Raw genomic sequence first — 20,611 nt, 5'->3', positions numbered from 1 at the left:
TTTTAGCACCATAATAAATAGCCATTGGTCATTGGTCATTAGTAATTAGTTTTGGGCAAATTACAAATAGAGAAGCGTGAGCCGTTCGTGTAGCGTCTCGTAGACAAAAGAGGCTTCCTTAAATCATATACTTTGGCAGCTAATGCCTCATGACTAACAACTAAATATTGTTATGCCAGTGTTGTCAAGCCATTCAAGTAGTCTTGCAACTGCCGAGTATGGTCGTGAGACATCTGTCCTGAAGGTAGCAAATTGGGAGAGAAAGCTTGGATTTCCATGACTTCTAAAGTATCTTGAATCTCCATTGTCCCATGCACCTCGGCTTCAACCACAATACAAATTGAATGGATTCTGGGATCGCGGTCTGGTGCTGAGTAAACTCCTACCAAACGATTAATTTTCACCAATTCTAGCCCGGTTTCCTCGATCAATTCCCGGCGGACTGTGTTGGGAATATCTTCTCCCCAATCCACCATGCCTCCAGGCAATGCCCAAAGACCATCATCACGCCGCCGGATCAGTACTATCCGACCATCGGGTAAAATTGGGATGATACTAGTGCCAGTAATGGGATGACGAAATATTATACCCAATACTGTTTGTCCAATACGCCATAAGCTACGTGTGGACTGGACAGCTGCCGGAAAAAAAGCAATAACGTTCAATCTTCAAATTTTTGTATTGTATTCTATAGTTCTCTACCACTTACATAGACTCAACTAATAAAATTCTTGTTGAGTTTTGTTTTATACTAAGATGTTTGTGGATTGAGATTTTATTCTTACGATTTACGTAGAATATTATTAATTCTAACATCAAGTTTCAATAGAAGCACTGTATTCATATATACATATTATTTGTTAAGCCAGAAAACTTTTCAGTTTATCACTAATATTCGTTTTGCCAAAATCAGCTATCACTAATAGTTTTTCAACATCTATTCAAAAAATTAATTTGAATAAGCAGTTAAAATCTATAATTCAGAAGAGATAATTAAGCGGGGTTTGGTTTGAGACTGCCACCTAATTCTTGATAACATTGTTTGGTTTGTTCCAAGAACAACTAGTTAGTTAATTTACATCTATTTGACGAATTTGAATCTAATAAAAGTTATTTTTTGTCTAGCTGGCGAAGATAATTTAGAATTTTTCTTGACAGAGAAAGGTTGAATGCGGTAGACTAGTACACTGTTTAAAGCGTATTTATTGCTGCACTAGGCTACAAGTATATCAATGACATTGGTAGCTGATATTGCCTATGTGATGCCTAGTTGCTACTTTTTTTGTTGTTTATTAATGAGGTGAACATGGCCAAGCGCCGTAACCCGAAAAAAGAAAAGGCGCTACGGAACCAGGCGTATGCCAGAAAGTTTCGTAAACGAACTACGACAGGAAGAATGCAGAGAAGGTTCCAACAAAGACCACCAAAGAGTGAAGAAGAAGAAGGCGCAGCAGCAGCTGACACTGAATAAGCTGTCTGCTTAAATCCTTGTTATTTAGATTATTTATTTTTTAGGGCGCACATTTGTACGCCCTTATTTTTTAATCGATAGCGATTTGAGCGCGGGCGGCTATGAGTGCTTTGCTGACTTGTACAAAGCCAGTACCACCATAACTGTTACGGGCTGCCACAACTTGACGGGGGGATATTGCCTCATAAATATCTGCTGCAAATGCCGGATGTATTTGTTGCCACTCTTCCAATTTCAAATCTTTCAGGAGTTTACCTGCGGCAATACTAGTTTTTACCACTTTACCCACAAGGTTGTAAGCTTCCCGGAAAGGGACACCCCGTGCTGCTAGATAATCTGCTACATCGGTAGCGTTAGAAAAATCTTCCGCCACAGCTTCTGCTAACCGGTGGGTACGAAATTCCAAGCCTTCTCTGAGCAAAATCGTCATTGCTTCTAAAGAGGCTTTGACTGTGTTGACACTATCAAATATTCCTTCTTTATCTTCTTGTAGGTCTTTGTTATATGCCAAGGGTAATCCCTTCATAATTACTAACATCGCCTGTAGATGCCCGAATACACGTCCTGTTTTTCCCCGCACGAGTTCTGGTACATCGGGGTTTTTCTTTTGGGGCATGATACTGGAACCAGTGGCACAGCTATCTTTGAGGGTGACAAAACGGAATTCTTCTGATGACCAAAGAATGACTTCTTCTGCAAGGCGGCTGAGGTGAACCATAACCAAGCTAGCAGCACACAAGAATTCGATCGCAAAATCGCGATCGCTCACTCCATCGAGGCTATTGGCATAAACATCGTCAAAATTCAATAGTTTGGCTGTGTAGTGGCGATCAATGGGGAAAGTAGTTCCCGCTAAAGCACCGCACCCCAAAGGTGAGATATTGACGCGGCGAGAAACATCACCCAGACGTTCCCAGTCGCGTTGCGCCATTTGAAAGTATGCCAAGAGATGGTGAGCTAAACTCAGGGGTTGGGCGCGTTGTAGGTGGGTATAGCCAGGAATCAGAGTTTCAACGTGCTTTTCGGCTATATCCAGTAAAACACCTTGAAATTCTCGCAATTCGCTTTTGATTTGTTGGATTTGGTCGCGGAGGTAGAGTCTGGTATCGGTGCCAACTTGGTCATTACGCGATCGCGCTGTATGCACCTTTTTACCTACATCGCCGACAATTTCTGTCAGTCGCCGTTCAACTGCAAAATGTACATCTTCAGCATCGACACCAGGCTGAAATTGACCCTGACGGTATTCTTGGCGAATTTGTTCTAAACCTGCAACCAGTTGCTCGCCTTCTTCTTGGGAGATAATGCCCGTGTGAGCGAGCATTTTGACATGGGCTTGAGAACCAGTGAGGTCATATTCTATTAATGCAATATCAAAACCTATACTGGCATTAAAACGAGCGATCGCTGGATGCAACGCTGATTCAAACCTCTGGCTCCAAGTTTCTTCTTTGGTCATAAATATTTATCAGGGAGTGGGGAATGGGGAGTGGAGAATGAGGAGTGATGATTTAGGAACAAGAGAAAGACAATTTTCCTGATTTCCCTATTCCCTACTCCTTATTCCCCACTCACACCTAGATTTAACCGTAGCTAGTTAGATTCCGAATGATATAGCCAATGACTAAACCAATCAACAATGCCCACACTTGACCTGTTTGGATAAAGTGGTTCCAAGATTTTTGCATCTGACCCATCAGGTCTGGGTCAGTAATTGTTTGTGCTAGTAATGCTGTCAAATTTACAGGCAAATGCCAATATAACTGAGATATCAAATCGCTGTAATGACTCATATTTGGTAATTAAGAGGTTGCGGGTGGCAAATTTCAGCATCAGTTGATTTTCTACATGAATTACTGATGATGTACTGAAATATTGCGTATAACCTCAATGTCTTAACTCAAGATGTAGCTGATGCCAACCGCAATTTCTCGGCAGTCCGCAAAATTTGCCCCGCCAAAACTGCTGCGCCAAAACCATTATCGATATTGACTACGCCTACTCCCGCAGCACAAGAGTTAAGCATTGTTAATAAAGGTGCTAAACCGCCAAAACTTGCACCATAACCGATGCTGGTGGGTACGGCAATTACAGGACAACTCGCTAAACCAGCGACAACGCTGGGTAAAGCGCCTTCCATCCCCGCCACGACAATCAATACCGATGCTGACTCAATCAGGTGGCGGTTACTCAGCAAACGGTGAATCCCAGCAACGCCAACATCCCAGAGGCGCTGGACGCGAAAACCAGAAAGTTCAGCAGTCACAGCAGCTTCTTCAGCAACGGCTAAATCGGCGGTACCAGCAGAAAGAATGCCAATTTCACCTGCAAATTGTGGTTCGATGGTAGGGGGAGCGATCGCACAAATTCGCGCCGATTGGTAATATCGTAAATCGCTAACTTTTGATTGCAGTGCAGCATAAACTGCTGGTTCAATGCGAGTCGCCATCACCACCGGGTTGCGGAAGCGCATCACCTCCATAATTTGAGCAATTTGCTCGGGAGTTTTACCAGGGCCCCAAATCACTTCTGGGAAACCAGTTCTTAGCTGGCGATGGTGGTCAATTTTGGCAAATTCACCCACAGATTCATAAGTTAAGTTTTTGAGTGAGTCTAATGCCGTATCTGGCGTAACTTTACCATTAGCAACCGCTTCGAGGAGCGATCGCAATGTTTTTTCATCTGTCATTAGTCCTTTATCCTTTATCCTTTATCCTTTATTCTTGTCACTAACTACTGACTAATAACTAATGACTAATCCGTTATTTTGATTTCATGAATGTTCCAGAATGCGCCACCCAATGCAGAGTATTGGATACCTTCAAAGCGATTACGTACTGCTGACATTGATAAAGGATTAACTAGATAAATAAATGGTAAATTTTCTTGGGTAATCCTTTGGGTTTCAGCATAAATTTCTTTCCGCTTTGCTGGGTCTAATTCCCTTGCCCCTTGAATATATAACTTAGCAATTTCTGCTTCCCAAGGAGCCACTTCCCAACCTTCAATTGGCTTTTGTCCTGCTTGGGGTTTTTGATTAAACATATGTAATCCACCTTCGGGAGACCAGACATTAGCTCCATCATTTGGTTCTAAACCACCAGTCAGACCCAGCATAGAAACTTCCCAATCTAATGAATTTGAAAGCTTATCTGTGTAAGTATTCCATGCCAGAGGAGTGAAATCAACTTGAATACCAATTTTACTCAGGTCTTGTTTAATCTGCGAACCAATTGCTTCGCGGATTTTGTTACCAGCATTGGTAAGCAATGAGAAGCGGACGCGGTTTCCTTGAGCATCTATTAATTGGTTTTTGTCGTTATATTTGAATCCTGCTTTTAGTAGCAGTTCCTTCGCCTTTTGTGTATTGTAGTTATAAACTTTTAGACCTTCTTCAGGCGACAGATAATAAGGACTTTGCACGGAAATCGGTGAATTTTGTGGTTTCCCCAAACCACGAAAAGTGTTGTTAATCATTGTTTGTCGGTCAATCGCATAGGCTACTGCCTGCCGAAATTCTACAGTATTAAACCAACGCGATTTTATTGGATCAACCAGGGGTTTTCCATCCCTTTTACCTTTATTTAAATTAAAGAAAACAAACGTCGTACCTGTTGCTGGACCACCATTAAAAATTTTAAAATTCCCCTGTTCTTCTTGCACCTTTAGTAAAGAAAAGTAATCTGGTGAGACTCCTACAGTATCTAACCCGCCAGAACGAAATTGCAGCAAGGAAGTATCTGTTGATTCCACAATTTGCCACACAATCCTTTCAATATAAGGTTGGGATTCTCCTTTTGGCCCTTTGCGCCAATAGTAGGGATTGCGCCTGAACACTACACGCTGACTTGTGTTATAGCGCTCTAGCTTGTAAGGGCCATTAACAATAATTTGATCTGGAGGAGTATCAACGCCCCATTTTGACAAAAATATTGGCTTACCCTCTTGGTCTTTTGTCTTTATAGATGGTTTTAGGGTATGAGCAGGTAGAATTGGCAGCCCTAGAGTTCCCAAGAATGGCGCAAATGGTTCTGGAGTTGTGAATTCAATCCGTCGAGCATCGATTTTTCGTACCTTTGGCAATGCCCTACTTTCACCAATTCGTAGCACATCTCTAGCGTCTGTGGGAATCGCTTCGTTAAGATAAATATCGTTGAAGGTAAATACTACATCATCTGCTGTTAAAGGCTGCCCATCAGACCATTTCAATCCCTGGCGTAGGGTAAAAACAAATCGCAATTTGTCATCAGAAATTTCCCAATATTCCGCTAAAGAAGGCTCGATTTTGCCCGTTATGGGGTTTTCAGTTGTTAATCCTTCATAAATCAGAGGAAAAACATTTGGAGACTCCTGACTGAGAGGATAATTAAAAGTTTTGGGATCACTGAGAATGGCACTTACCAATTGCGGCACTTGAGCAGCTGTGCTTTTGAAGTTAGCTGGGTTGCAGGCGGTAAGTGTAAGCGCTGTTGCTGAAGTCAAAATTATTGGCAACCAAAAATGTTTCATTGCCAGAAATATTTTTCTAAAAAATTTCATAATTTCAAATTTATTTCCATCCTAATCAGTCTTGAATATCTTTTTCAGGGGCTAAAAGAAAAGTTATTCTGAAGCAACTAGCAAGACAACAGCATAAGCACATATACCTTCTTCGCGTCCAACAGGGCCTAATTTTTCGTTAGTGGTAGCTTTGATGCCAATTTGATTTGGTTCTAATTTTAAAACCGCCGCTAGTTTATCGCGCATGTTGTGAATATGCGGTTTTAATTTTGGACGTTCTGCTACTACCACCGAGTCAATATTTCCCACTTGCCAGCCTTGATCCCGAATCAGTTGATGTACTTGAGTTAATAGTACTAAACTATCTGCTCCCGCCCATTGGGGATCGCTAGGCGGAAAATAATGACCAATATCGCCCAAAGATAATGCCCCAAGCATGGCATCCATAATTGCGTGGGTCAGCACATCAGCGTCACTGTGCCCCAACAAACCCAGTTCATGGGGAATTTGAATTCCACCTAAAATTAAAGCGCGATCGCTCACCAGTTGATGAATATCGTAGCCGTTACCAATACGAATTTTTGTCATTTGTTATTTATTATTGGGCATTGCTTATTCTTCCTCGTCCCCTTGTGCCCTTGTCCCCTTATCCAATTTTTCCAGGAGATCAGGGCGACGAGCGCGGGTTTTTTGAATTTGTTGTTCGTAACGCCACCGGGCGATCGCTGCGTGATTTCCAGAAAGCAAGACATCAGGCACTTTCAAACCGCGAAAATTGGCAGGACGAGTATATTGGGGATAGTCCAACAACCCTTCCTCAAAACTTTCTGCGGTGAGGGACTCAGTTTTGGCTACGGTTCCTGGTATTAGCCGCACTACGCCATTAATCAAAGCCATTGCTGGAATTTCTCCGCCAGTCAGAATAAAATCGCCTAAAGATACTTCACGAGTTACCAAATGCAGCACCCTCTCATCCACTCCTTCGTAATGCCCACAAATAACTACTAACTGGTCATAATTTGTCGCCAATTCTTTCAGAAGAGGTTGATTAATTGTTTGACCCTGTGGACTCATCAAAATTATTTCTCTTCGGGGTAGAATCGGCAGCGATTCCACAGCGCTAAAAATCGGTTCTGGCTTCATTAGCATCCCTACGCCGCCACCGTAGGGTTCATCATCTACCTTTCGGTGCTTGTCAGTGGTAAAGTCCCGTGGGTTAACCAGATGCACTTCGGCAATCTGTTTGGCTAAGGCTTTACCCAGTAACCCCGAATTGAGAACAGAGTTAAAACAGTCAGGAAAAAGTGTAACTATATCAAAGCGCACAGTTATTCGTATTCGAGGACACTAATCTTAAATTTGGATGTCTAGCAAACATCGCCAAGCCAAGGTCGAGTCAAACTCCAGTTAAACTTTATCAATAGTATCTAAGACTACCAGACCTCTTGGATTTTAGATGGGATCAAAAGTTTTTCTAATTACTTAATTTATGTTTAAATGTTGTCACAACTACATTTAAATTAATAATCATATCAAGTTAACAACTTCCAGGATGCATCGAGCCAGCCTCAGAAAAAAGCGTAGTCTTACCTGCTCGTCCCCAGCCCCAGAGGGGGAATCTAGCCCCCTAAAGACTATTTTGCCCTGCTGCAAGTGGACAGGTGAAAAACAAGGCCCTGGCTTTGAGAAATGGGAACGAACACGTTTAGACTGAGGCAACGCGAGCGTTAAGCGAGAATTTGGAGAGTGGCTGACTCAGTTCCAAACTTCCAAAAAGTGTCCTCTCAAAGAAGCAAAGCGCAAAAATCATCAGGCAACTGATCCTTGTTAAATTCACCTGAAGTTGTTGACAGGAGAAACAAAATGCCGCAATTACAAGCTAAATCGCTAGAAATGAGGACACCCCAAGCAACTAAAACCGCCGTTCTGGTTATCGGAGGCGCAGAAGATAAAGTTCATGGGCGCGAAATCCTACGAACTTTTTTTGGACGTGCCGGTGCTAGTAAGGCTTATATTACAATTATTCCATCTGCCTCTCGCGAACCCGCCATCATCGGTGGTCGGTATATTCGCATTTTTGAAGAAATGGGTGCTCAGAAGGTAGAGATTTTAGACATCCGCGAACGAGAACAGTGTGAAGCCTCCCAGATCAAAGCATCCTTAGAAGCCTGTAGTGGGGTATTTTTGACAGGAGGAGACCAGCTGCGTCTTTGTGGCGTATTGGCAGATACACCAGCAATGGAAATTATTCGGCAGCGGGTGAGGGCGGGGCAACTTACACTAGCAGGCACCAGTGCAGGAGCGGCAGTAATGGGGCATCACATGATTGCTGGCGGCGGTAGTGGAGAGTCGCCAAATCGTTCCCTAGTCGATATGGCAACGGGTTTGGGATTTATTCCTGAAGTAATCGTTGACCAACACTTTCACAACCGTAATCGGATGGGGCGGCTAATTAGTGCGATCGCAGCTCATCCCGATCGCTTAGGTATTGGCATTGACGAAGATACTTGTGCAGTGTTTGAACGTGATGGTTGGCTACAAGTTATGGGTAAAGGCAGTGTCACCATTGTTGATCCCACTGAAGCCACCCACACCAACGAACCCCATGTCGGTGCTAATGAACCATTAACAGTGCATAATTTACGTCTCCATATCCTCAGCTACGGCGATCGCTTCCACTTGTACCAGCGGACTGTATTGCCTGCTGTACACCGAATCTCCAGCTGACGGGATAGAGTATCTGAGGTTACACTGAGTTGACCGCACATTTATTTCTTACCGTAGAAAAATGATAAGAATACCATGTAAAAAGAAAAAACTGTTTGCAATGAACAGTTTAGCGGTCAATTCCAGTAAGAAACTAGAATTTTGGTTCCGAATCTCCATCTACCTATTCCCATGAGAATCCTCAAGATCCAGACCTTACGCGGCCCAAACTATTGGAGCATTCGACGCCACAAGCTGATCGTCATGCGCCTCGATTTAGAAACCCTTGCCGAGACGCCCTCGAATGAAATCCCTGGCTTTTATGAAGGATTAGTTGAGGCGCTGCCGAGTCTGGAGGGCCATTATTGTTCGCCTGGCTGTCGTGGTGGTTTTCTGATGCGAGTCAAAGAAGGCACTATGATCGGCCATATCGTGGAACATGTAGCCTTAGAACTCCAGGAATTAGCTGGTATGCATGTCGGCTTTGGTCGCACCCGCGAAACTGCTACACCCGGAATTTACCAAGTAGTGATCGAATACCTGAATGAGGAAGCGGGACGCTACGCTGGACGAGCCGCAGTGCGGCTGTGCCAGAGTATTGTTGATCGAGGCCGTTATCCGAAGGCAGAACTCGAGCAAGATATCCAAGACCTGAAAGACTTTACTCGTGATGCTTCCCTAGGCCCTTCTACTGAAGCGATCGTCAAAGAAGCAGAAAAAAGAGGTATTCCCTGGATGTCTCTAGAAGCCCGCTTTTTGATTCAGCTAGGCTACGGCGTGAACCAGAAGCGAATGCAGGCCACAATGACGGATAACACCAGCATTCTCGGTGTAGAACTAGCTTGTGATAAAGAAGCCACTAAACGCATCCTCGCTGCCGCTGGTGCACCAGTACCCAGAGGTACAGTGATCAACTTCTTAGACGATTTAGAACAAGCCATTGAATACGTTGGCGGCTATCCCATTGTTATCAAGCCCCTGGATGGCAATCATGGACGTGGGATCACCATTGATATCAGAACTTGGGAAGAAGCTGAAGCCGGATATGAAGCTGCCAGACAGGTTTCCCGGTCAATTATTGTTGAAAGATATTACGTTGGGCGCGACCACAGGGTATTAGTGGTTAATGGCAAAGTAGTAGCAGTAGCCGAACGTGTCCCGGCTCATGTGATTGGCAACGGCAGATCCACCATCTCCGAACTGATTGAGGAAACTAACCTTGACCCAAATCGCGGCGAAGGACATGATAACGTCCTAACCAAGATTGAACTAGACCGCACCAGCTACCAGCTGCTAGAAAGGCAAGGCTATACCCTAAATAGCGTGCCACCCAAAGGTACTATTTGTTATCTCAGAGCAACGGCAAACTTAAGTACAGGTGGTAGCGCTGTAGACCGTACCGATGAAATTCACCCAGAAAATCTTTGGTTGGCACAACGGGTAGTGAAGATTATCGGTTTGGATATCGCCGGACTCGATATCGTCACCACAGATATTAGCCGTCCACTGCGGGAAGTTGATGGCGTGATTGTGGAAGTTAACGCCGCTCCCGGCTTCCGAATGCACGTTGCCCCAAGCGTTGGTATCCCCCGCAACGTCGCCGGCGCAGTAATGGATATGTTGTTTCCCAACGAGCAATCCAGCCAAATACCGATCCTCAGCATTACGGGTACTAATGGCAAAACCACTACTACCCGACTACTAGCACATATTTATAAACAGACTGGCAAAGTAGTAGGATATACTACAACTGATGGTACATACATCGGTGATTACTTAGTAGAAGCTGGTGATAACACAGGGCCCCAAAGTGCCCATGTCATCCTCCAAGATCCCACAGTAGAGGTAGCTGTACTAGAAACGGCTCGCGGTGGCATTCTTCGCTCTGGATTAGGCTTTGTAGCAGCAAATGTGGGCGTGGTTTTGAATGTAGCCTCCGACCACTTAGGAATTGGCGATATAGATACCATTGAGCAGTTAGCTAACCTCAAGAGCGTAGTAGCGGAAGCCGTATTCCCGGATGGATACGCGGTACTTAACGCCGATGATCGCCGCGTCGCCGCCATGTCAGAAAAAACTAAGGCTAATATTGCTTACTTCACAATGAACCCCGACTCGGAATTGGTGCGGAAGCACATCCAAAAGGGTGGAGTCGCGGCGGTATATGAAAATGGCTATTTGTCAATTGTTAAAGGTGATTGGACACACCGCATAGAAAGAGCAGAAAATATACCTTTAACAATGGGCGGACGTGCACCGTTTATGATTGCCAACGCTTTAGCTGCAAGTTTGGCAGCATTCGTGCAAAACGTCACAATTGAGCAGATACGTGCTGGTTTGAAGACTTTCCGGGCTTCAGTTAGTCAAACGCCAGGACGGATGAATTTATTTAATTTAGGCAACTACCACGCTTTGGTGGACTATGCTCACAACGCAGCCAGTTACGAAGCTGTAGGTTCCTTTGTTCGGAACTGGACTACAGGACAACGGATTGGCGTAATTGGTGGCCCAGGCGATCGCCGTGATGAAGACTTTGTTACTTTGGGCAAATTAGCAGCACAAATTTTTGATTACATCATCGTCAAAGAAGACGATGACACACGGGGACGGGCACGAGGTTCAGCCGCCCAGTTGATTATTCAAGGCATCACCGAGGTTAAGCCTGACAGCCGCTATGAATCAATTCTGGATGAAACTCAAGCGATAAATAAAGGCTTAGACATGGCTCCTGATAACAGTCTGGTGGTAATTTTGCCAGAAAGTGTGAGTCGGGCTATTAAGTTAATTAAGCTGCGTGGTCTAGCCAAGGAAGAGACACACCAACAAAATTCCGGCACAACTGTCATCGATTCCCAAAATGGAATAGCACCTTCTTCTGTTGTTAATACCTTGCTGTAGTCAGGAGAAGACCGCGCTGGCTCTCCAACGTACTGCCTCCTCCTGTCTTTTGTATTCTGACTACTTTAATTACTGTTTTTCTTGTTCCGAATTGGTTTCGTCACTGGGAGTTTTCATCTCCTCCTTAAACCCTCGTAGGGTTTTGCCCAGTGCGGTTCCCAGTTCGGGAATTTTTTTTGGGCCAAAAATTAGAACAGCGACTATGGTAATTACAGCTATTTCTGGCCATCCCAGTCCAAACATATAAATTTCCTCTAAGGCTCCTTTAATTAAATATAGACATTGATGGCTCAAATCTGATGAGTTCACCATTGATAAGCGAAGCGCTCGACCCTCTTGAGCGATCGCTTGCTCAACTAACTTCCCATTGGATTAATAATTGGTAAACCTAACCAGTCACTTAATTCATGAGCTAACCATTCCAGTTCTACTTCGGATTTAATGCCACCATCGTTTCCACCAATCTGATATTTTTGTACTCCTGAGCAAATATATAATTGTGCTGGAACGGCAACTCTAGTGCCTTCAGAGTCTTTAGTAAAGTGCTTTGGAATGTAAACCAACTTATTAATACTTTGCCTTGGCGATGGCCGGGGACCCTCAAATTTCCAACGAAACAACTCCCAGCTTAGGGCAATTTGTTTTGGATTCAGGCGTAAGCAGATGCGTCCAAATAAATTAAATAAAAATTTATACACCATCATCAAGCCAGCACCCCAAAAAGGAACTGAGAACAAGGCAAAGGGGATGTTGGCAGGAAAAGGGGCTGAGAGAGCGCCAATCGTCCAAAACAGGATAAATGAATTCCAGACGATCGCAAATAAACCTGTAAATACTATTGATGCATCAAAACCAGATGGTGGAATGATAATTTCTAGAGAATCCCAATTTTTGGTTAGTTGAATCTTACTCCCATCTGGTTTGCTCACAACCAAAGCAGGTAATTTCGACTGTGGTTTTTCTAAAGCTGCGATCGCTTGGGTTGCAGAACTAAAACGCCGTTCTATGCTAGGTTCAATCATCCACTTTAGCCAATTGCTAAAACTGGGACTCACATTAGCTGCTTGTTCAAACTGAATGCGAAAGTCCTTTTGGGGTAAATCGGCTGGGTGATTACCCGTCATTAAATAAATTAAGGTTGCGCCTAAACTATAAAGGTCAGAGGCTGCAACAGTGCGTCCACCAAATTGCTCTGGTGGCATATAGCCATAGGTTCCTACCACAGTTCTTGTTCCAGTTTCGGTGGCGAGGACAGTCTGCACTGAGCCAAAATCTACCAAATAAACTTGACCAACACTATTACCAGAACGCTCCCCTAATAAAATATTGCTAGGCTTAATATCACGGTGAATTACAGGCGGATGTAGCTCATGTAGGTAAATAAGAATCTCTAAAAGCGCTTTGGCTATCTGTTTGACTTCAGCTTCTGTAAAAGTTCGCCCAGTTTGTAAGTATTGCTCTAAAGTTTTTGCTGGGATATAAGTTTGTACCAGGGCAAAACCTTTGATGGTTGGTAAATTGACCTCAAAATAGTTTAAATAGCGAGGAATTAAGGGGTGTGCTAGGTTTTTTAAGGTTTCGGCTTCTCGCTCAAACAGCTTTAAATCATCCCATTCAAAATCACCGCCAAAAGAGAGTAACTTGATAACGACTAATTCCTGAGTTTGCAAGTCACGAGCTAACAAAGTTCGCCGCCCTGCTTTTTTTCCTAGTAGCTGCTGAACTTCATAGCGCTCACCTAATATTTCGCCAATCATTATGGTTTCTTATAATGCTACGTTTGAAAAGTTTTTAGAGCTTAGAGCTTTTCAATTTGGCAAATCGATATCTTTAGTATAATTGCGTAATTCTATGCCCTCCCAACTTTGGCCTTATATTACCCCTGGTATTCCCGATGAATTGTTTGAACATTTGCCAGGAATTCCCCTGAGCCAGCGAGAAGTCAGACTACTATTGATTGCCCAACTGCGACTAAAATCAGATTCTGTTTTGTGGGACATTGGCGCAGGGACGGGGACAATTCCGGTAGAAGTGGGGCTATTGTGTCCAAACGGAAAGATTATTGCTATAGAAAGGGATGAAGAAGTAGCTAATCTAATCAAGCGTAACTGCGATCGCTTTGAGGTTAAAAATGTCGAAGTAATTGAAGGTAGCGCCCCAGAGTGTTTACACGATCTTAAGGTCACCCCTCACCGTGTTTGTATTGAAGGAGGACGCCCCATTCAGGAAATTCTGCAAGCAGCTTGGCATTATTTACCCCCATCCGGTCGGGTTGTAGCCACAGCTGCTAATCTAGAAAGTCTGTATGCTATTTCCCAGAGTTTTTCTCTGTTAAGGGCTAGAAATATCGAAGTCGTTCAGTCTGCGGTTAATCGCTTAGAGACGCGTGGCTTTTCTCAAACCTTTACCGCCGTTGATCCCATTTTTATCCTCAGTGGTGAGAAACTGGACTAGGGACTGGCGGCTGGGGACTAGGGGCTAGGAACTAGGAAAAAGTTTTCCAAATACCTAATACCCAGTACCCAATCCCCAGTACCCAATACCCAATCCCCAGTACCCAATCCCAAATACTTCTATGCCTTGGTCTCGGATTATTAGTGGAATTGTTGCGATCGCTCTTGCTCTTTCTGCAACCCTTTTGGGGGGTTGGTACTTTACCATCATCTTTGCGGTTATCATCTTTTTGGGTCAACAGGAATATTTTAATTTAGTGCGAGCCAGAGGCATCGCTCCGGCCGCTAAAACGACTATGGTTGTCAGCCAAGTTTTGCTGGCAATTTGTACCCTTGATGGCAGTTTAGCTGACGCTGTGATGCCAGTTGCTGGCACACTTATTTGTTTTTACCTGCTGTTTCAGCCCAAATTTGCCACGATTGCTGATGTTTCCGCTTCTATTATGGGGCTATTTTACGTAGGTTATTTGCCGAGTTATTGGGTGCGATTAAGAGCAATTGATAGTGCTGCTTTTAGCAATCTCGCTTTTGGAGGTTACTGGCCCACAACCTGGACAGATTTCTGGGAAAAGGCAAATTCTGCTTCTTTACCACAAGGTTTTACAGCAACACTGCTGACTTTTTTGTGTATTTGGGCAGCGGATATCGGTGCTTACACTATTGGCAAATTCTTTGGGAAAACCCGTCTTTCTGAGATTAGCCCGAAAAAAACTGTAGAAGGTGCTGTCTTTGGTATTACTTCAAGTGTTGCTGTAGCCATAGCAGGAGCCTATTATCTACATTTGCCCAGATCCCCCTTGACTGGTTTAGCACTGGGTTTACTAATTGGTATTGCTAGCCTTTTAGGGGATCTTACCGAGTCTATGCTCAAGCGGGATGCTGGGGTCAAAGATTCTGGACAATTAATCCCTGGTCACGGTGGTATTTTAGACCGTACTGATAGTTATATTTTCACTGCTCCTTTGGTTTATTATTTCGTGACACTACTGTTGCCGCTACTATAGAGCTTCTCAGTTGAGTTCAATACACACCTAAGAAGAACATTCCCAACTCTTGTAAGGCTTGTCATTACCCACATTTTTGCAACAGTTAAAGTATTGCACTGACCTACATCCAGCCCAGAACTTAAGCTTTCGCCTTAGAATTCTATTCCAAGGCGAAATAGAAACGAAGCGAGGGATTGTCCCCTTGTCCTCCTCATCCCCTAAGAGCCGCTATATCATTTAAAATAATCTATTAGCATTTTTTAATTTCTAATCCTCAAGGATTAACGTTAATCCTCCCACGACACAATAGCTTGCCTGGGATCAGCGTTAGTTCTTGAATATCGACATCTGAGCCAAGATCCAGATTGTACTCATGATTGTCCTCTAATATATCTCCCTGGTTGGACTTGATTTTTATATGTGCCAGTTGCAACTCATGTCCACTGAGTAACTGTGAGCTTAGACAAATCTCTAGAGGTCTTGTTTCACTATTGGTTACTCTCATACCTCGCAGTATAATTTGGTTGTTATCAAGGATAATTTCTTGCCAATTTATTGGTTGTGACTTTGGGCAATGTGTTGGTAAAACCTTAACCAGCAAATCGCTCAAAGCAGTCGATAATAAGTCAGATGAGAGAGAAGCATTGAGATCCTTCTCGTCTACGATCAAATCGCCAACCACTGGTACTGTTTCTAACAGTCGCAGAGGTTTTCCCTTGAGTACGGAGCCGATGTTTATCCGAATATTTTCTGCTATTAATTTAATTTGTGTAATCAGGAGACCTTGATAAACTGCATGAGTAGCAAAAATAGATACCGAAGGGATACGCCCAGAGAGGATTTGGCGATCGCTCGCTTTAATCTCCACTTCTAATTCAGATATTTGGCTCACTTGCGCTCTCAACCAGAGCTTTAGTGCTGTTGTGAGTACTTGCGTAATTATGCGGATTTTATTTGCATTTGTTGTTTGGGAATTTTGCTCTGGCATTTAACCAATCTGTTTATGAGTATTTGTTCAACAACCGAACATAAATTAAATAAGTCTTAAATGTAACATTTATGCCTACTCACTACAAAATACAAATATCATTTAATTGTTAACAGTAAATAAGCAATTTCCACATGGAGGCACGGTTACAAAAAATTCTCGCTCAATGGGGTATCGCCTCACGTCGTGAAGCCGAAGAAATGATTAGGCACTCACGAGTGCGGATCAATGGGGTGTTGGCACATTTAGGTCAAAAAGTTGATCCCCAAAAAGATGCGATCGCAATCGATGGTAAACCTGTATCCGAAAAGCAGCGTCCGGCTTTAATATATCTATTGCTACATAAACCAGTGGGAGTGGTTTCGACTTGCTACGACCCTCACCGCAGACCAACAGTCCTGGATCTACTACCGAAAGAATTACGGGAGGGTTCAGGTATTCACCCAGTTGGGCGTTTAGATGCAGACTCTACAGGAGCATTAATCCTTACCAATGACGGAAATCTGACATTTGGACTAACCCATCCACGTCACAGTATTTCCAAAACATATCGTGTTTTGGTCAAAGGACATCCTCCAGAAGCAGTACTGCAAATGTGGCGTCAAGGTGTGATGTTGGAGGGTAGAAAAACCAGGGCCGCTAAGGTACACCTAATAGAACATCGAGCCGAGCAAAGCTTTTTAGAAATAGTGTTGCAGGAGGGAAGAAATCGCCAGATCCGCCGTATAGCTCAACAGTTAGGATACCCAGTAATCAAGCTGCATCGGACTGCTATCGGCCCAATTCAATTACAAACTCCCAAAGAACCCTTGTTGGAAGAGGGTCAATATCGTTCCCTCAAAGATCACGAGATTCGCTTTTTGCAAGATCAGATAACGCAACCTAATTATTGATTCAGTGGAGTTAAGGAGTGTCAGCAGGCATGAAATGGCTAAGAAAGAAGAATAATCACCAGCCATCACTTTCATTAGAGCAACAACGAGCCGAAAAGTTGGCAGAAATGGGCGCTCAACTTTGGGCATTGCGTCAAGAACAGGGATTATCTCTAGAGCAAGTGGTTGTATTGACCAGGATTCCCCGGCGATTATTACAGGCGATCGAAGAAGGTAATTTAAACGATCTGCCAGAACCAGTCTATATTCAGGGTTTAATCAGGCAATTTGCCGATGCACTAGGCTTGAATGGAGTAGAATTTTCTGGCACTTTTCCAATCAGTTCTGCACAAGTGAACCCTCCAGGTAGGGGGAATAATTCACCCCTTGATCAACTACGTCCGATTCACCTTTACTTTCTTTACATATTCCTAATTGTATGCTCCGTAAATGGCTTATCTCAGTTATTAAATAACGCGGTACTACAAGCAAGTAATAGCCAAAACCAGCCATACCTCAAACAAAAGTCCATTGTTAAACCAGAACTAGCCCAACTAAAAGAGTCTGTGGAGGTTCAACCGGTTAGCAATACCCTTAGCGCTGTCCAACAGGGAAAGGCTGTACAGATTGGTGTCACTTTGAAAGCGTCATCTTGGATTCGCGTAGTAGCCGATGGCAAAACCGAGTTTGAGGGTATTCTGCCTGAAGGAACTCACCGGATTTGGAAAGCCCAAGAGCAACTCACAGTGAAAACTGATAATGCTGGTGGTGTGTTGATGAGCGTCAATCAAGAGAAAGCCAAGGAAATGGGAGAACCGGGGAAAGAGGAAGAAGTTAGGATTGCGGCTGCTAAACCTAAGTTTTGAGATGAGGGAGATGAGGAGGATGAGGGGGACAACGAGACAAGGAGGACAAGGAGGCATTTACTCCTCCCTCTGCCTTGTCTGTCTTGTCTGCCTTGTCTTCCCCTGCTCCCCCTCCTTCCTCATATCCCCACTCTTCACTGGGCTTGCGGAGCGCGTCCATTAAGTCTGGTAAGAACTTTCAAGCGATCGCCTAATTCTTGTGTCAAAGCTGCTCCTTGATAGCGCCACCCCCAGTTACCCTCAGCAATACTAGGAAAATTCATCCGCGCTTCGTTTCCTAATCCCAAAATATCTTGCAAGGGAATAATCGTTTGGTTGGCTATGGAACTCAAAGCTAGGCGAATTAAATCCCAATGGATGCCTTCAGGACTAATACAACCTAAATAAAGCAACAGATTTTGCTTTTCGTAGTCGCTGGCTGAATTAAACCAGCCTACAGTTGTGTCATTATCGTGAGTGCCGGTATAAACTACAGCATTTCGCGGGTAATTGAATGGTAAAAATGGATTACCGGGATCAGAACCAAAGGCAAACTGTAAAACCTTCATCCCAGGAAATTCATACTTATCTCGCAGTGCTTCTACCTCTGGTGTAATTACTCCCAAATCTTCCGCCAAGACCGGTAGCTTGCCCAACTTCTGCCTAATCACTTCAAAAAAAGCATCACCAGGTGCTTCCACCCATTTACCATTCATGGCAGTTTCTTCACCTTGGGGTACTGACCAATATGCCTCGAAGCCCCGGAAGTGGTCAATGCGAATTATATCTACATAATCCAGCATTGCCTCAAAGCGCTGTACCCACCATTTAAAGTCTTGTTTTTGCAATTCTTCCCAGTTATAAACCGGGTTACCCCACAATTGACCAGTGGCGCTAAAGTAATCTGGTGGGACTCCGGCCATTTGGGCAGCAACTCCAGTCTCTTCATCTAAGCAAAAGATGTCGGGATGTGCCCACACGTCAGCACTATCATGAGCTACGTAAATGGGGATATCGCCGATAATGTCTATACCGCGCATGTTGGCGTAGCTTTTCAGGTCTGACCACTGCCGGAAAAACTCAAATTGGATGAACTTGTAATAAAAAATCTCCCCATTGAGCCGACGCTCTACCTGAGCTAAGGCTTCGGGTTCACGCTTGACAAATTCTGGTTTCCATGTATGCCAGCTTGCATTGTCGTTAGCATCTTTCAACGCCATAAATAAGGCGTAATTATCTAGCCAATAGGCTTTGCTGTCGCAAAAACCTGCAAACTCTTTTTGCTGGATGTCCGTAGCATTTGCTCTAAAGTTTTCACAGGCTTTTTTCAGCAGCCCAATCTTAATCGGCATAACTTGGTCAAAGTTTACCTTTTCTACGGGAAATCCTGGTAAATTAGCGAAGTCTTCTTCAGTTAGCAAACCCTCATCTCGCAGTTTTTCTGGGCTAATTAGCAGGGGATTTCCTGCCATTGCCGAGTAGCACATATAGGGGGAATTACCGTATCCAGTGGGGCCCAAGGGTAAAACTTGCCAATATTGTTGATGGCTCTCTTTAAGAAAATCGATGAAGCGATAGGCTTCTAAGCCTAAATCTCCAACGCCGAATCGACTGGGAAAGGAAGTAGGATGCAGCAAAATGCCACTGGATCTAGGAAAAGGCATATTTAACCTGAATTATGAGAGGGAGCAATTATCTGATGGACACGCTACGCGATCGCATCGAATTTATCACGGAACAGTATTTGCAGGATAAATCAAGTAAACTCATCTTGATTGTCATTTGTCTTTGGTTGATTAACTAATGACCAATGACTAATGACCAATGACTAATAACTATGACTTACCGAAATCCTGCACCGACAGTTGATATCATCATTGAACTAGTAGATCGACCTCATCGGCCAATAGTGTTAATTGAAAGACATAATCTACCCTTAGGTTGGGCTATTCCTGGTGGTTTTGTGGATTATGGGGAAGCGGTAGAAGTGGCGGCCCGGCGGGAAGCTGAGGAAGAAACGGGTTTGCAGGTGGAGTTAGTTGAACAATTACTGGTGTATTCTGATCCCAATCGCGATCCGCGTCAGCATACGATTAGTATTGTGTTTTTGGCAACAGCGACGGGGGAACCTGTGGCTGGAGATGATGCTAAGGGTGTAGGAATTTTTGAGTCTTGGCATGTGCCTAGTAATTTATGTTTTGACCACGATCGCATTTTGCAAGATTATTGGCGATATCGGCATTATGGGATACGTCCGAGGTTGGGGTAGAGGACGAACCGCGTTCGCGGTTCGTCTCGTTGGTGCAGCCTTTCGTAGAGAAGAGAAGAAAGAGAGGAGAACAATACCTAAGTCATTATCACTAATACGGGTGCGGTCGAGATGCTGACCTGACTAGTGCGATAATGCCAGATGGAGAAGTCTCCAAACCGATCGCTGCTGAAGCGGAAATCGGTAAGCAAGAAACATCGTTAGAGAAAGTAATATCTATGACCCGTAAAGTAATTAATACTGATAACGCACCCGCTCCAGTCGGCCCTTATAATCAAGCGATCGCAGCTTCAGGTCAATTTCTATTCATAGCTGGACAAATTGCCATCGATCCCAACCTTGGTGATGTCGTCTACACTGATGATGTCAAAAAGCAAACTGAGCAGGTATTAGCTAATCTTGAAGCCATCCTCACCGCAGCCGGGGCGACTTTCCAAGATGTCGTGAAAACCACAGTATTTTTAGCTGATATGAATGATTTTGCGGCGGTGAATGCCGTTTATGCTAAATATTTTCCGGAAGATACAGCCCCAGCGCGGGCTTGTGTGCAGGTATCGCGCTTACCTAAAGATGTGTTGGTAGAAATTGATGCGATCGCTGTGATTAGCGGTTAGAGGAAATAG

General features: G+C 44.0%; 18 protein-coding genes and 1 pseudogene. 8 read left to right on the top strand and 11 right to left on the bottom strand.

Annotation, left to right across the window (positions count from 1 at the left end; genetic code table 11):
- Positions 1-170 precede the first annotated feature (170 nt).
- The 7 genes from ACEYW6_RS24425 to trmD all read right to left on the bottom strand — a co-directional run bounded on the left by ACEYW6_RS24425 (position 171) and on the right by trmD (position 7,297).
- A complete protein-coding gene (locus tag ACEYW6_RS24425; RefSeq protein ID WP_190894735.1) occupies positions 171-665 on the bottom strand; it encodes an NUDIX hydrolase in 495 nt (164 codons plus the stop codon).
- A gap of 876 nt (positions 666-1,541) precedes the next feature.
- Positions 1,542-2,930, bottom strand: a complete 1,389-nt coding sequence (gene argH / locus ACEYW6_RS24420) for an argininosuccinate lyase (protein WP_412981788.1) — start codon at positions 2,928-2,930, stop codon at positions 1,542-1,544.
- Positions 2,931-3,054: 124 nt separating this feature from the next.
- The gene (locus ACEYW6_RS24415; RefSeq protein WP_412981787.1) at positions 3,055-3,264 is read right to left on the bottom strand and encodes a hypothetical protein; all 210 of its coding nucleotides are present in this window, start codon (positions 3,262-3,264) and stop codon (positions 3,055-3,057) included.
- 107 nt (positions 3,265-3,371) lie between these two features.
- Positions 3,372-4,160, bottom strand: coding sequence for a nickel pincer cofactor biosynthesis protein LarB (gene larB, locus ACEYW6_RS24410; RefSeq protein WP_412981786.1), 789 nt, complete (start codon positions 4,158-4,160; stop codon positions 3,372-3,374).
- A 65-nt stretch (positions 4,161-4,225) separates the two neighbouring features.
- The gene (locus ACEYW6_RS24405; RefSeq protein WP_412981785.1) at positions 4,226-5,980 is read right to left on the bottom strand and encodes an ABC transporter substrate-binding protein; all 1,755 of its coding nucleotides are present in this window, start codon (positions 5,978-5,980) and stop codon (positions 4,226-4,228) included.
- Positions 5,981-6,073: 93 nt separating this feature from the next.
- Positions 6,074-6,559, bottom strand: a complete 486-nt coding sequence (ispF, locus tag ACEYW6_RS24400) for a 2-C-methyl-D-erythritol 2,4-cyclodiphosphate synthase (protein ID WP_412981784.1) — start codon at positions 6,557-6,559, stop codon at positions 6,074-6,076.
- 24 nt (positions 6,560-6,583) lie between these two features.
- Positions 6,584-7,297, bottom strand: a complete 714-nt coding sequence (gene trmD / locus ACEYW6_RS24395; protein WP_412981783.1) for a tRNA (guanosine(37)-N1)-methyltransferase TrmD — start codon at positions 7,295-7,297, stop codon at positions 6,584-6,586.
- Between the two features lie 537 nt (positions 7,298-7,834).
- Here trmD and ACEYW6_RS24390 point away from each other — a divergent pair.
- Both ACEYW6_RS24390 and cphA read left to right on the top strand, forming a co-directional pair.
- A complete protein-coding gene (locus ACEYW6_RS24390) occupies positions 7,835-8,698 on the top strand; it encodes a cyanophycinase (protein WP_012412065.1) in 864 nt (287 codons plus the stop codon).
- 171 nt (positions 8,699-8,869) lie between these two features.
- Positions 8,870-11,575 (top strand): cyanophycin synthetase, encoded by a 2,706-nt coding sequence (cphA, locus tag ACEYW6_RS24385; protein ID WP_412981799.1) that lies wholly within the window; start codon positions 8,870-8,872, stop codon positions 11,573-11,575.
- Between the two features lie 69 nt (positions 11,576-11,644).
- Here the strand turns inward: cphA and tatA are convergent, their stop codons facing one another.
- Both tatA and ACEYW6_RS24375 read right to left on the bottom strand, forming a co-directional pair.
- A complete protein-coding gene (tatA, locus tag ACEYW6_RS24380) occupies positions 11,645-11,818 on the bottom strand; it encodes a twin-arginine translocase TatA/TatE family subunit (RefSeq protein ID WP_190894808.1) in 174 nt (57 codons plus the stop codon).
- A gap of 113 nt (positions 11,819-11,931) precedes the next feature.
- Positions 11,932-13,332: a serine/threonine protein kinase gene (locus tag ACEYW6_RS24375; protein WP_412981782.1), complete on the bottom strand. Its 1,401-nt coding sequence runs from the start codon at positions 13,330-13,332 to the stop codon at positions 11,932-11,934.
- A 94-nt stretch (positions 13,333-13,426) separates the two neighbouring features.
- On the opposite strand from ACEYW6_RS24375, the gene cbiT reads away from it, so the two are divergent.
- Positions 13,427-14,029 (top strand): precorrin-6Y C5,15-methyltransferase subunit CbiT, encoded by a 603-nt coding sequence (cbiT, locus tag ACEYW6_RS24370; RefSeq protein WP_190894743.1) that lies wholly within the window; start codon positions 13,427-13,429, stop codon positions 14,027-14,029.
- 121 nt (positions 14,030-14,150) lie between these two features.
- Positions 14,151-15,032: a phosphatidate cytidylyltransferase gene (locus ACEYW6_RS24365; protein ID WP_196511660.1), complete on the top strand. Its 882-nt coding sequence runs from the start codon at positions 14,151-14,153 to the stop codon at positions 15,030-15,032.
- Between the two features lie 256 nt (positions 15,033-15,288).
- Here ACEYW6_RS24365 and ACEYW6_RS24360 read toward each other — a convergent pair whose 3' ends face one another.
- On the bottom strand, positions 15,289-16,002 hold the full coding sequence (locus ACEYW6_RS24360) for a DUF2993 domain-containing protein (protein WP_412981781.1): 714 nt from the start codon (positions 16,000-16,002) through the stop codon (positions 15,289-15,291).
- A 134-nt stretch (positions 16,003-16,136) separates the two neighbouring features.
- On the opposite strand from ACEYW6_RS24360, the gene ACEYW6_RS24355 reads away from it, so the two are divergent.
- Both ACEYW6_RS24355 and ACEYW6_RS24350 read left to right on the top strand, forming a co-directional pair.
- On the top strand, positions 16,137-16,895 hold the full coding sequence (locus tag ACEYW6_RS24355) for a pseudouridine synthase (RefSeq protein WP_190894746.1): 759 nt from the start codon (positions 16,137-16,139) through the stop codon (positions 16,893-16,895).
- A 29-nt stretch (positions 16,896-16,924) separates the two neighbouring features.
- The gene (locus tag ACEYW6_RS24350; RefSeq protein WP_412981780.1) at positions 16,925-17,740 is read left to right on the top strand and encodes a helix-turn-helix domain-containing protein; all 816 of its coding nucleotides are present in this window, start codon (positions 16,925-16,927) and stop codon (positions 17,738-17,740) included.
- A 134-nt stretch (positions 17,741-17,874) separates the two neighbouring features.
- Here ACEYW6_RS24350 and malQ read toward each other — a convergent pair whose 3' ends face one another.
- Positions 17,875-19,383, bottom strand: coding sequence for a 4-alpha-glucanotransferase (malQ, locus tag ACEYW6_RS24345; RefSeq protein ID WP_412981779.1), 1,509 nt, complete (start codon positions 19,381-19,383; stop codon positions 17,875-17,877).
- A gap of 173 nt (positions 19,384-19,556) precedes the next feature.
- Between malQ and ACEYW6_RS24340 the strand changes: the two genes are divergently transcribed.
- The gene (locus ACEYW6_RS24340; RefSeq protein WP_412981778.1) at positions 19,557-19,988 is read left to right on the top strand and encodes an NUDIX domain-containing protein; all 432 of its coding nucleotides are present in this window, start codon (positions 19,557-19,559) and stop codon (positions 19,986-19,988) included.
- 107 nt (positions 19,989-20,095) lie between these two features.
- Positions 20,096-20,602: pseudogene (locus ACEYW6_RS24335) on the top strand (RidA family protein); the annotation flags it as partial.
- Positions 20,603-20,611: the final 9 nt, after the last annotated feature.

The sequence above is a fragment of the Nostoc sp. UIC 10607 genome, from assembly GCF_047228265.1.
GTDB classification, from domain to species: domain Bacteria; phylum Cyanobacteriota; class Cyanobacteriia; order Cyanobacteriales; family Nostocaceae; genus Nostoc; species Nostoc foliaceum_A.
The sequence above is the reverse complement of the archived record's forward strand: the minus strand, read 5'-3'. Positions and strand labels throughout refer to the sequence as shown.